Here is a 13,808-nt window from a genome sequence, read left to right on the forward strand (position 1 = left end):
CTGTAGAATCGAGAGTAAAGATTATTATCTATTGGACAATAATGGCAACGAAATCCGTTGCTTTTTGAGGGGGAAAATAGTTAACGAGTACAAATTAAAAAAAGATAAACTCATAACTCTTGATATCGTAGCTGTAGGAGATATTGTTGAATTCACTTTAAACGATGACGGCACAGGCGTTATAGAAGAAATACTTGAAAGGAAAAATCATATATCCAGGAAAGCTCCAAAAATGAAAGGAGCTTCATACCGAGGCGAAAGACTCGAGCAAATTATAGCTGCAAATGTGGACAAAATGATAATTGTTACCAGCTGGGACCTACCGAAGTTTAATAATCGTCTTGTCGATAGAATGCTCGTCGTGGCGGAGAGCTCTGGTGTTATTCCTGCTATTGTTATTAATAAAATTGATCTGGATGAATCTAACTCACGTAGTCATTTTGTTAATCTATATAAATCTATTGGATACAGAGTTTTTGAAACGAGTACGGTCAAAAATACAGGAATGAACGAGTTGAAAGAATTTATCGGTAATTCGGTCACTCTTTTCTGGGGGCATTCAGGCGTAGGTAAGTCGAGTATACTGAATAACCTTTACCCTGAATTAAATTTTAAGGTGGGGAAAGTAAGTCATTACAATAAACGTGGCAGGCATACAACGGTTACTGCAGTAATGAAAAAAGTAGGAGAAAATACATTTGTGATAGATACACCAGGCGTTCGAGAAATAGATCCATACGGCATTAAAAAAGAAGACCTGGGACATTTCTTTGTTGAATTTAGAGAGTTTATTCTGTTATGTCGTTTTAATACATGTACTCATTATCACGAACCCGGATGTGGAGTAATTGAAGCCTATCGTGACGGGAAAATATCGAAAGAAAGATACGAAAGTTATCTCGCATTGCTCGAAACAATTGAAGAAGATCTATTTTTTTAAGGAATCGATTTTTTTCTTCATCTCGTTTATAAATTGAATCACAATTTCGTCTGGAACTCCATCGGGATGATTCGATTTCAATCTAAAGTCGCACTGGTCGTTGATATAATCGATTATATAAAATTTATGATTTTTATCGACGGCAATTTCAGTCGAGAAATAGTCGATGCGCGTATACTTTGCTAACTTTCGTGCTATCTTAAAAAGCTGCTCCAATTTGTACTTTTTTATCTGTTCCTTTGTAATGATGTCGTATATATGAGTTAAATCATTCCACCATACGGGAATTACTTTATTAAAAGCCCAATAAACGCGAAACCATGCCCTATGTCTACCGAAATTACACGGAGTTATTTTTTCCTGTACTATATATTCTTCTTTAGGATTCTCTTCCCTGATTTTCTGGATATTTTTTAATGTGTATGCGTTGATAATAACTCCTTGACCACCTCCGGTTTCTATTGACGGTTTTATTACAAAAGGTTTTCCAATCTCATCCAGATCGTCTTCTGTGATTTTTAACGAATGGTCGAAATAATAGGCGGGCAAAATGTAGGATTTTGGAATATTCAGATTTTTCTTGCTCAACAAACGGTGCATATATGATTTATTTGTAAATTTGTGTACTCTTTTGTGAGGATTTATTAAATAAGCATGGCGCTTTCTGAGGATTTGTGCTATAGGTTCAAAGTCAGAATCGACATCGGAAGCCCTGTCGAGATATGCTGTGAAATTGAGTTCTTTGTTTTTTAGTTTTTCAATTATTTCCTCGACGTTATGGTATGATATCAAAAATGTTGTTAATTTATTTTCATGAAATATTTTTTCAATCAATTGAACGAACTCGATATCGTATTCCCATATATACGAGATGGCTAAATCGTATTTTGTCATAACGTTTTTGACACTAAAATATGAAAAGAAATTTGACAATACAATTAATTTGGTTGTCAATAAATTAAACGCTTTTTGAATAAGTATAGATTGAATATAATGAAGAAAATTATCTTTCTTTTATTGGTTGCGGTGGCATTCTCCTGCACTACTAAAGTAGTAAAAGAAACGAGAAAAGAAGTTCGTCTGGATAGCTCCTCTGTGGCTTTGAGCAAATTTATCGAAGGCAACATCTACGAAATGAAAGGAAATTTTGGAGATGCTATTGTTAAATATGAAGAAGCGTTACAGTATGATAAATCTGCTGGCATTTATTATGCTATTGCAAAAAATTGTTATAGAATAAATCGTCTGGCACCTGCACTTACGAACGCCAAAAGTGCTGTACAACTTGACTCCAGCAATACCGAATATCTCTATCTTCTTGCTACAATTTATGATGTTTCTCATATGGATGACTCGTCGGCTGCGGTATACAAAAAAATCATTGAAATTGAACCGAACAATATTAACGCATATTATAATCTGGCACAGCTTTATGAAGCAAATAAACCTCTTGAAGCCATTAAGATTTATAAAAAACTCATTTCATCGATCGGGCCAGAGTGGCATATTCTGGTAAGACTTACAGAATTAAATGAAAAAATAGGAAATCAAAAAGAAACGGTTGAAACACTCGAAGAACTTGCGCGTTTGAATCCATCGAACCTCGATTTACAAAAATTATTAATTGATGCGTATACAAAATCCGAGCAGTACGATAAAGCATCTAAGTTGTGCGACGAGTTACTGCTCAGCTATCCTTTCGATGTCGGGTTACTACAGCAGAAAGGAAACATTTACATAAAACAAGATAACTGGAAGGAAGCAGCGCTCATTTATCAAAAAATTTTTGATCTCAATGATCTTCAGTTAACAGAAAAGCTTCAGCTTGCTTCTTTATTTTATGCTGCAGCCGATAAGGATTCGAACAATATTTTTATTGCTCGTGACTTTCTCAAAAAGATTGACAAAGACACTTCCGACTGGCAGGTAAATGCATATCTGGGAGAAATAGAATTAAAGCTTGGTAACGATTCCGTTGCTATTGAATATTTCCGAAAAGCTGCGAAACTGGCGGAATGGAATGCGCAGATCTGGATTCGCGCGGGCGGACTGCTTTTTGATTCGCGAAAATATGATGAGACAATCGAATTCATGTCGGAAGCAGCAGAAAAATTTCCCAATGACTTCGTAGTCAACCTAATTTATGGGCTTGCTCTTTCTCAAACCAACAGGCATCAGGAAGCAAAAATCTATTTGAAAAGAGCCATCAATATAAATTCCGACGATGTTACAGCGCTATCTGCTTATGGATATACACTGAACCAGCTTAAAGAGAACAACGAAGCACTCCAATATTTGAACAAAGCACTTTTACTTCAGCCCGACAATGTTGACCTGATTGGTACTGTGGCAATGATCTATGAATCTGAAGGGAATTATAAAATGTCCGATTCACTCTATCAGCACGCTCTCGGACTCGATTCTTCAAATGCTATCGTTTTAAATAATTATGCTTATTCACTTGCCGAAAGAAACATCCGATTGAATGAGGCATTGAAAATGGCTTCGAAGGCAATTGAAAATGATCCCAAAAATTCTTCCTTCCTCGATACAATCGGATGGATTTATTTCCGCCTGGGAGATTATCAAAAAGCAAAAGATTATATCGAAAAATCATTAAGTTTGGAGCCAAACAACGAAACTGTTGTAGATCATCTGGGTGACATTTATTTTATGCTGGGTAATAAAACAAAAGCCATGGAATACTGGAAAAAGGCGTATGACATCAACGGCAATAACAAAAAAATAAAAGAAAAAATCGAGAAAGGTGAAATTTGAAAGTAATAAAATTTATCACTGCAATTTTGCTGGTAACTATTATCGCCAGCTGTAGCACATCAAAAGAGATTTCCAGTGAAAGAATTCTTTCCCCCGAAAGATTAATTACAAAACTCGAAGCTAATCGACTTAAAGTTAGGACATTTTCAGCAAACGGTACAATCAATATTAAAAACGGAAGTACAACAATAGAGAGCAATTTTGAAGTTAATGTCAAAAAGCCCGATTCGATTAAGGTTGATGTATTTGGACCTTTCGGTATTGAGCTGGCACAAATTTTAATTACACGCAATAAATTTTTATTCTACGATTCAATTAATAAAACTGCATATAAAGGATTGACAGATAAGTCGGCAATTAAGAAAGCATTAAAAATCGATTTACCGTTTGATATGCTGATTGACGCATTTACTGGCGGTATCAATTTATCCGACAAATTAAGAATTAAACCGGATGAATATACTTATGATGAAAATTATACGTACATAAAATATGTCGACTCAACTGCAGGTTCGATTAATGAGTATGAAATCAATACAAAAAACTTTACCGTCAAGAAAATTAAAACAGGAAATCTGGTTAAAGGAAACCTTGTGGAAGCAAAGTATGATAATTATAAGCAATTTGGCGATGTTCTTGTACCACTTGTAATATCGATGAACTTTTCCGAAAATAACCAGTCGTTGATAATCAACTATAAAAATGTGTCGATAAATAACCCGCTCAATATTTTATTTGAATTGCCGTCCGATACAAAGTATGTTGAATTGTGAATCGTTATATTAAAATATGTTTGTTGATAGCAGCTGTATTGTTTAATCCGATTTTTGGTCAGGTAGCCGACAGTATAAAATACCGCAATGAGCAACTGGAAAATCTGAAAAGTGAAATCATAAAACTGGAAAGAGAATTAAATCAAAAATCGGAAAAAGAAAAAGCATCGCTGCAGGCATTAGAAAATCTTACACGACAGAACACACTGCTCCAAAAAATAATCAACAATATTGTTAAAGAAGAAAAAAACAAAGAAAGACAAATTGCTCAATTCGAAGAAGAGATAGCTTACACCGAAAATAAAATCCAGTTATTGAAAGAAAAATATTCGAAGTATATCGTCTGGATTTATAAATACAGAGGCAAATCTTACCTCAAATACCTACTTAACACATCGTCTCCATTACGAGTATTGAAGCGTTATCGATACTTTAAAAGCATAACTGAACAAAACAAAAAAGACTTGAAATTATTGAAGGACAGCAAGGATTATCTGGTTAAATTAAAAAACAAAATATCAGAAGAAAGAAGAGCACTTGCTTTACTAAGAGTCGATAAAAGCACCGAACAGAAAAATCTCGTAAAGAAGGAAAGCGAACGGAAAAGACTTATAGCCGAATTGAGAAAAGATAAAAAACATCTGACTGAAGAAATAGAATCGAAAAGAAAAGCAGAAATCGTAATTAAAAATATCATTGCCCGATTGGTCGAGGAGGAGCGACAGAGAACTGAAATGATGTTAAAAGAGGATGAAAAAAAGCTGGAATTAAGTAGAAATTATAACTATAATAATATGGAAAAATTTTCCCTTCTCAAGGGAAAACTTTTATGGCCTATTCGGAAAGGTAAAATTGTCAGAAAGTTCGGCGAAAATCTCAACAGAAAATTAAATACTGTTACATTGAATTATGGCGTTGATATATTGACTTTGGAAGATGCTGAGGTTTATGCCGTAGCTGAAGGGGTTGTTTCTGCTATCGAATGGATACCAGGATACGGTAGTGTTGTTATCGTAACTCATCGAGATGAATTTAGAACCGTTTACGGTCACATTAAAGAAATATATGTCGAAGAGGGACAATTGATAAATAAAGGGGGCACTCTCGGAAAAGTCAACGAAAGTTTGGAAGGGCATATACTTCATTTCGAAATATGGAATTCTCGTAATTATCAAAATCCCGAAATCTGGTTGTCTAAAAAATAAGATTTCGCTCTTCGTATAATTATCCGTTCACTAAAGCATCGATAAGATGAGGGTATGCTTTATTGGCAGATATTATCACGAGTTTGTTACTGCTCCAATTAAATATTCAAAAGTTCTCTACAGGTATATCCATGCCGACTATAGACAAACTATTTTTATTACCTATTTCTTCGATTCCAGTAACAAATTCAAGAAACTCTTAGGCAGCAAAACTATAGCTTCGGGTGTTTATAAATGCGGCATTTTAATTATCATCTTCAGGTTGCTTAAATACAAACCAGCATTAGTTCACTTCACTACTCTCGAAAGATTCGAAATCCCTCTTTTTATTGTATGCAAAATCTTAGGTATAAAAATAATCTCTACGTTGCATGGATTGTTCTATAAAGAAACAGAAAATTTTAACAAAATAACAAATAGAATAAAAGACTTGCTGCTTGAACGTACCGCAATAAAACATTCTGATTTCTTGTTAATCTATTCTCAGTATCAAGCAGAAATGATAATAAAAAAATATTTCATCAAACATTCTAAATTAAAATATACTTACAACGGAATCGACATTTTTGAAAAAAAGAATTCTAAACCAGAATTCAAAAATAAACTCATGATTGTATTCTATAAAGGCTTTGGAAAAAATGACAGGGGATTAAATAAATTAATAGAACTGCTTATGTGCATAAAAGGGACACAGTTAAATTTAACAGTACTTGGCAGCTCGGATGGATGTATTAATCATAAATTTGGTAATCTTAAAATAAGGTATGCGGGATTTCTTAGTGGTGATGAATTATCTGAATTATTTAACCAGTCCCACCTTATAATTAAAATGCCCTCTTTTGAAACATTCTCGACCATCGTTATAGAATCGATGTCTTATGGAGTAGTACCTGTCGTACCGGATTTTATTGGTGCATCGAGATTCATAACTAACGGAAAAAACGGATTGAAATATCATGCAACAAAACCTGAGGCACTGCGGGAGATAATTCAAAAAATAGTCGATGGTGGTTATGATTTGACTACACTATCGAAAAATGCATTTAATACGGCTAAAGAATTTACATGGGAAAAAATGGCAGAACATACAAAAGATATTTACGAAGAGTTACTAAGATGAGAGTAGTTCATTTTACACCATATTTTACTTATGCCAGTGGCACGAATACCTATCTGCGGAATCTACTCATCGCCTTAGAAAAATACTGTACAAATGTAACTTTGCTGACAAACAACCGTTCAGTATTAAGTGACATTACTTTGCAAAATATTGATACTGAAATTATTCATTTCGAAACAGGGATAAGAAATATTTTTTACCTACCTAAAAATTTGATAGATCTCTATTACAAGCTAACCAGTCTTGATGTTGATGTCATTCATACACATCACAGATATCCCGAGCTGATTTCCAGTATACTGAAAAAACAATGCAAAAAAACCGTTACTACTATTCATAGTAAGGTTGACGGGTTTAAGAAAATATCATTTCGTTCGGATAGTATTATAGTGCCTTGCAAATTTCTGGCAGATTATCTAATGAGAAACTTCAACATTAATTCAGGAAGAATTCACGTCCTTTATAATTGCATTGAACCGGAGTTGTATAACAATCCTATACCCGTCCATCAAATTGAAAGGTCTATGTTGAATATTAAACCCGATGATATTGTATTTCTTTATTCCGGTAGAATTTGTAAAGAAAAAGGAATTGACTACCTATGTAAAGTTTTCAATGAGTTCAGTAAGAAAAAGAAGAATATTAAATTAATTTTAATGGGAGATATTAAAAATAGATCTTTGTTAAAGTATAGTTCTGGCTCTGTGCTTTTTATAGGTTATACAAAACACCCTAACGCTTTTTATAAATTGGCAGATGTACTGGTACATCCTTCTTATTGTGACGTATTGCCGTATGCAGTGCTCGAAGCAGGATACTGGGGGAAGATTGTTTTAGCCACCGATACAGGTGGAATACCTGAGATTATTAAAAACAACGAAAACGGTTTAGTATTTAAAGCGGGCGATGCATCAGCATTGGATAAGTTATTGCGGTATATTACAGATAATCTTGAAGATTGCCGTAGTATGGGTATCAATCTTCAAAATGATATTAAGAAAATTACCTCGCCAGATAAATATGTTAATGAACTGATGAAAATATATGAATCAATCTGAACGAAGCAGGTAAGTAATATGAAATTAATAATTGGTAACGAATCGATTAACCTGATAACGAAAGAGAGTGACTTCATAGAAATATTCGCGGAGGAATTGAATAACCAAAAAGATAAAATCATCACGTACATAAATATGAATACGATTAACTTGCTTTACGAAAACAATGAATACCTCCGGTTTATGTCGAAAGAATGTCTCTGTATGGTGGAGGGTACTGGTATGTGGCTCTCTTTATTATGTAAAAATGTACGCACTAAAAGAGTATTGTTTACAGATGTGCTGTTAAACTTCTTCAAAATTATATGTAAAAGAAAAATGAAATTATATTTTATTGGGGGAAACTATAATGTTGAATTGCTGCATAAAAAAATTTACCCGCTGAAATTATCGGGATACTTAAATGGATATTCTAATAAATATGACTGGTCGTCGATTGTGGAGGAATTAAACAAAGCTGATTTAATAATGATCGGTATGGGACAGCCTCGACAGGAAATTATGGCAATTGAATTAAAGAGTCTATTAAATGAAAAACATATAATCTGTTGTGGTGCATTCATGGATTACTATACCGGAGTAACAAGAAGAGCACCTTCGCTGCTGCGTAATTGTGGTATGGAATGGCTCTATAGAATTTATGACAACCCACAATTGTACTGGAAAAGATATTTGATTGGAATTCCAAAATTTATTTTTAGGGCTAAAGGCGTAATTGTTGAAAAGTAAATAAAAGGATGTCGATGAAGCGGTATTCGTTAATCCTTATCTTCCTGCTACCATTCAGTATATTTTCACAAACATATTATAATTATTACGACACCACAATTACTTTCTCAGATAATGATTTATTGACAACTTTAGATGAATCCAGGCCAGGCGCTCCTTCATTAAAGTATATTACTGTTTTTATTGAATTAAAGGGTCCCAATGAATCAGTGTCTGAAGTTAATACACAAGTTTTAGAATCTAGTAGGACTAATCTTTTTAATATTAATCCAGCAATCAAACAGGTTAACGATAGCATAATTACATATGATAATTTAAAGCGTGTTTATGACGAATATATTTCCGGCTCTGACTTTTATCCCTCAACAATAGCAAAATTTATTGGTAATGTATATCTGTCAGGACAATATTATGCAGCTCTTAAGGTCTGCCTGCAGCAGTATGAATGGAAAAGCAATACCATCAAAACATTCAATAAGATTAAAATTACAATGAAAACAAAAATACAAGGAACAGTTAAAGACGCAAATACTTCAAGTGGAAATAGATGGTACAATTTCGGTGTTAATTACCTGAAATTCAAAATTGGACAGGAAGGAATTTACAGAATATACTACGATGATCTGCTCAATATAGGAGTAAATTCGACATCGATTCAGTCCAATAAAATACAAATTTATAATTATGGATTGCCTATTCCAATTTATGTCTACGATAATAACGACGGCAAATTTGATGAAGGGGATTATATTGAATTTTATTCGGATATTAACAGGAATCGCGACGACTATAAAAAGATAGTAGCTGAGGGCAAAGACTATATCGATTATATGAACAGATATACGGATACTACAATTATCTGGCTGACATTTGAATCAGAAGACTTTGTGAGAATTAAACCAGTTTATATCAAAAGTATTGACAATACCGATACAATCGATTATTCATTGAAAAAAATACATTACGAAGAAGATAATTTACTCTGGTACTACGATGCTGTTGAACCTCGGACTCAACTTCCATTGTGGCAGGAGCATAAAGTCTGGACGTGGAGAGCACTCGGTAGCAATAGTAGATTCAGTTTAAATCTCAATTTGGATAATATTATTCAAGAAAGAGGAATGAAAGCTGAAGTTCGCTTGATAAGTAATTCTTCCGATGTGAAAACCGGAGCACATAAAGCATATATTTCGCTGAATGATTCAGAACATAGCGACACTCTAACATTCAACTATAAACAGACCGTTAACTTAAAAGCAAAGTTTGATAGAATTAATGCATCAGACAATAAGCTTACCATTTCCACCTTACCAACACAGGCTTCGTTTCATCAGTCATTGATTGACTGGATTGACATTGAATATTACTCACGAAATTATATCAGAGAGCAGGAAAAAATAATAATAGATGAAAACGTCAGTCGAGGTGTTAAAGCAATAAAGGTTAATTCCATATCAAAAATTGAGAATCTTATAGCATATAAAATAGATCCGGGATTTTCAAAAATGGAAATATTAAAAAACGGTGAAGGCAGTTATTATTTTGTAGATTCAGTTTTCCCCGGAAATATCTATTTAATTACAGCGGAATCAAATATACAAAAGCCAACTTTCTGCGGCGTAAGAAAATTCAGAAATTTATCTGAAGAAACGGTAGCTGATTATCTCATTCTTACGCAAAAAGATTTACTCGAATCCGCAGAAGAATATAAGTCCTTTTTAGAGGAGAACTATGGAATAAATGTAAAAGTGGTTCTATCAGAAGAAATTTATGATAATTATTCGTACGGCTATCCTTTCCCTGAAGCCATAAAAGAATTTCTTAGAGAATCTTGTTCTAATCGTATTAGTAGCTCCCCTGAATATTTATTGATAATTGGAGATGCAAATTATGACTACAAAAACAAATTCAAATCCTCTATGTCTTTCAAGAAGAAAAATATATTTCCTTCATACGGTTTCCCTGTGAGCGATAACTGGTTCGTAATTTGGAACGATTCTATCCCGATTCCACAAATTGCAGTTGGTAGAATTCCAGCTGTAAATAATGAACAGGTGCGATTCTATCTCGAAAAACATCGTCGATATTTGTTAAAGACGTATGACAGCTGGAATAAAAGTTTTATGTTTTTTAGTGGAGGAGATCCGTCAAAACCCGAGCAACTTAAGGCATTGAAAAGTGCAAACTATAAAGTATTTCGTATGTTTATTAATAATCCTCCAGTTGAAGGGAAAGGAGCTCACTTTTATAAAACAATAAATCCATTTTCCAATTTCAGTAATATGTCATTGGATTCGGTTCGCAATATAATCGATGAAGGTGCAATTTTGATTTCTTACATTGGTCACAGCGGTACACAGACATGGGATAACGGAATTTTAAGTGTGAATGACCTGATGAATAAGTACGAAAACCGGTATCCGCTGATTACGGATTTCGGCTGTTCTACAGGTAAATTTGCCGAACCCGATATCGTTTCGTTTGCAGAAGAATTCATTAATAATAATTCAGATGGACAGGCGATTGTGTACTTTGCTAATTCGAGCTGGGGATATCTTTCAACTTCATTAAATTTTCCACCGCTTTTCTACAATTATTTTCTCGACGATTCTCTTATTTCCGTTGGTAAGCTTTTCAACAACGCTAAACAAAAGCTGGTTGAAAATAGCGGATTGAATGATGTGGTGAAAGTATTTTGTTATTGCAGTCACTTATTCGGCGACCCGATTATCAAAATAAAATTGCCCCAAAAACCTGACCTCGTTTTTAAATCAGAATTACTCTCAGTACCTGAAGAGGTTATAAAAGATAATCAAAAGAATATAACAGTTAACTTAGTGTATTATAATTTTGGAAAAAGTGTAGAGGATTCATACTCTGTAAGAGTTGAACATATATACAATAATGTTCCGGAAACTAAAATTATAAGATGCTCAAAATACAAATACAAAAATGATTTCAGTCTCAAAATCGATATTCAAAATCGGCCGGGCGAACATATTTTGATTTGTACTCTCGATTGTTATGATGAAATTGATGAATACGACGACTCAAATAATGAAACGATAATTAAGTTTAACGTGATTCCCTCAGATATACGTTTGCTTTTAGGAAGCAACTTATATACAGGCTGGCGAGATACAATTATATTTTTAAATCCACCTTATATTGAAAACGACAAATTAGAAATCCAGCTATCAGATAATCAAAAGTTTCAGGGGGCGGAAAAATTTATTATTCCTTTTAGCAAGGTTACTACTAAGTTCTCTATTCCGAAAAGTTTTATGAATAAAAGGATATGGCTAAAATATAAAAATGAAAAAGATACGATCTGGTCAGAAATTTATTCAATAGCACCTCAACAGTACGACTGGATATTTTCAGAGCCTCTCGACACAACAGGAACTAAAATTCATGGATTGACCTATGATTCCGAAACGAAAAGCTGGTCATTTATTAAAAAAGAAAAAACATTAAAACTTGTATCGGCCGGACAAACTGTGGGTAGTATAGCATCTTTGCAGATTGATAATTTAGAATGTTTCCCAACTACATATTTCTGGGGTATCGCTGCAGCTGTAATTGACACTACAGATCTGGATGTGATAGATACAAAATATTTTCTTTATCCATCGTCGAGCTCTGCCGAAGAGCTGATAAGATTCGTCGATACTCTAAGTGATAATTATTATGTCGCAATGGCAATTTGCGACGATGGTTATCAATCGGTTATCAGCTATAAGGGTGGTAAGCCCGTAAGGGATGCAATAAAAAAATTGGGCAGCGAATTGATCGACAGTGTCGGTTATCGTGATTCCTGGTGTTTGTTAGGTAAAAAAGGCGAAGGTCAAAAGCAGATTTATGAAGCATATAAAAGCCAGTATAACGGACTGGCATCGATAGCTTTAAATAAAAAAGTACTTGCTAAGTCAGGATATATTTTAACTCCTGGTATCGGTAAATATTCATGCATAAGAAAAATTTATTACAGTTCGAATTTAGGTAATAATTTGTATGCGCTTTGCGAAAATTATAATAATTTAATAGATACTCTGATTGTAGATACATCATCAGACTATCGCAATCGTTTAACCAATAAATACTACCGAAGCATAAATTTTCTAATAAAAGCAGATGTAGGAGATAATCATGCGCAGGCGTTTCAATATGTTGCTGCAGATGTAGTATTGCCACCAGAATTGGTAACCAGTTATGAAACTATTAATATAAACAAAGATACTGTTTATGTCGGCGAAAATATAATTCTCTCTTTTGAAGTATTAAATGCAGGAGGAGAAACCGCATCTGATTTTGATATTAAGATTTTAGTAAATGGCAGCGACGAATATATAATAAATGTCGACAGCATTGAATCGTATGAAGCGAAAAAATATATTATCTCAATTGGCACCGAGAATTATGACGGAGCAGTTGAATATGAGATTATTATTGACACTGAAAATAAAATTAAAGAATTCTATGAAGATAATAACATCGCAAAGGGTACATTTTATGTTAAACAGGAGATTGCAAGACAGGATTTATATATACGTATAGACGGGTATGAAATTTATGATGGAGATTATATATCTCAAACGCCGCTAATAGATATAGAGTTATTTGATTATTCACACCGAAAGCTAAGCGATACTTCATATATGAAAATATTCTTAAATGGCCAACGTGTAAGTTATTCGTGGGAAAACGTTCAATATAGTTTCAGCGATAATAACCCTAAAATTAAAGTGGCTTATAATCCCCGTTTGTTTGATGGTGAATATATTCTCGAAGTATTTGTTTATGATTTTTATAGTGATACAACGAAACTTATAAAATCTTTGCGTTTCAGAATTGATAGGAAACCGCGAGTGCTGGATGTTTATAATTATCCAAATCCATTCGAGAGCGAGACATTCTTTACTTTTCGTTTAACACAAATTCCCGACGAGCTAAAGATTAAAATATTTACAGTTGCCGGGCGCTTGATTAAAGAGATAGTTATTGATAGAAGTTCATTAAAATACGACTTAAACAGAGTCCTTTGGGATGGCCGCGACAACGACGGCAACATTCCAGCTAACGGGATTTATCTCTATAAAATGATTTTGAATTACGGCGATAAAATAGTTTCTGCGTTGAATAAACTTGCGATATTAAGATAATTTAACATCTCAAATCTTCTCTAATAACTCCATTTATTCTTAT

General features: G+C 33.7%; 9 protein-coding genes. 8 read left to right on the top strand and 1 reads right to left on the bottom strand.

All coding sequences use genetic code 11. From position 1 onward, the window contains the following. Positions 1-31: 31 nt before the first annotated feature. On the top strand, positions 32-940 hold the full coding sequence (gene rsgA, locus ACUN8G_RS01095; RefSeq protein WP_437346953.1) for a ribosome small subunit-dependent GTPase A: 909 nt from the start codon (positions 32-34) through the stop codon (positions 938-940). Here rsgA and ACUN8G_RS01100 read toward each other — a convergent pair. Next, positions 929-1,834: an ATP-grasp domain-containing protein gene (locus ACUN8G_RS01100; protein ID WP_437346954.1), complete on the bottom strand. Its 906-nt coding sequence runs from the start codon at positions 1,832-1,834 to the stop codon at positions 929-931. The two genes, rsgA and ACUN8G_RS01100, sit on opposite strands and share 12 nt — an antisense overlap. Positions 1,835-1,933: 99 nt before the next feature. Between ACUN8G_RS01100 and ACUN8G_RS01105 the strand changes: the two genes are divergently transcribed. The 7 genes from ACUN8G_RS01105 to ACUN8G_RS01135 are packed head-to-tail and all read left to right on the top strand — an operon-like array spanning position 1,934 to position 13,765. After that, positions 1,934-3,718, top strand: coding sequence for a tetratricopeptide repeat protein (locus ACUN8G_RS01105; RefSeq protein ID WP_437346955.1), 1,785 nt, complete (start codon positions 1,934-1,936; stop codon positions 3,716-3,718). Beyond that, positions 3,715-4,491, top strand: a complete 777-nt coding sequence (gene lolB1, locus ACUN8G_RS01110) for a lipoprotein insertase outer membrane protein LolB1 (RefSeq protein WP_437346956.1) — start codon at positions 3,715-3,717, stop codon at positions 4,489-4,491. The genes ACUN8G_RS01105 and lolB1 overlap by 4 nt, the downstream gene beginning before the upstream one ends. Next, complete coding sequence (locus ACUN8G_RS01115; protein WP_437346957.1) at positions 4,488-5,696, top strand: murein hydrolase activator EnvC family protein; 1,209 nt, start codon at positions 4,488-4,490, stop codon at positions 5,694-5,696. Before lolB1 ends, ACUN8G_RS01115 begins: the two co-directional genes overlap by 4 nt. A gap of 46 nt (positions 5,697-5,742) precedes the next feature. Beyond that, positions 5,743-6,816, top strand: a complete 1,074-nt coding sequence (locus tag ACUN8G_RS01120; protein ID WP_437346958.1) for a glycosyltransferase family 4 protein — start codon at positions 5,743-5,745, stop codon at positions 6,814-6,816. After that, positions 6,813-7,874, top strand: a complete 1,062-nt coding sequence (locus ACUN8G_RS01125) for a glycosyltransferase family 4 protein (protein WP_437346959.1) — start codon at positions 6,813-6,815, stop codon at positions 7,872-7,874. The genes ACUN8G_RS01120 and ACUN8G_RS01125 overlap by 4 nt, the downstream gene beginning before the upstream one ends. An 18-nt stretch (positions 7,875-7,892) precedes the next feature. Next, on the top strand, positions 7,893-8,603 hold the full coding sequence (locus ACUN8G_RS01130) for a WecB/TagA/CpsF family glycosyltransferase (RefSeq protein WP_437346960.1): 711 nt from the start codon (positions 7,893-7,895) through the stop codon (positions 8,601-8,603). A gap of 14 nt (positions 8,604-8,617) precedes the next feature. Then, positions 8,618-13,765 (top strand): C25 family cysteine peptidase, encoded by a 5,148-nt coding sequence (locus ACUN8G_RS01135; RefSeq protein WP_437346961.1) that lies wholly within the window; start codon positions 8,618-8,620, stop codon positions 13,763-13,765. The last annotated feature ends 43 nt before the right edge of the window (positions 13,766-13,808 follow it).

It is taken from the genome of Melioribacter sulfuriphilus (assembly GCF_052656625.1).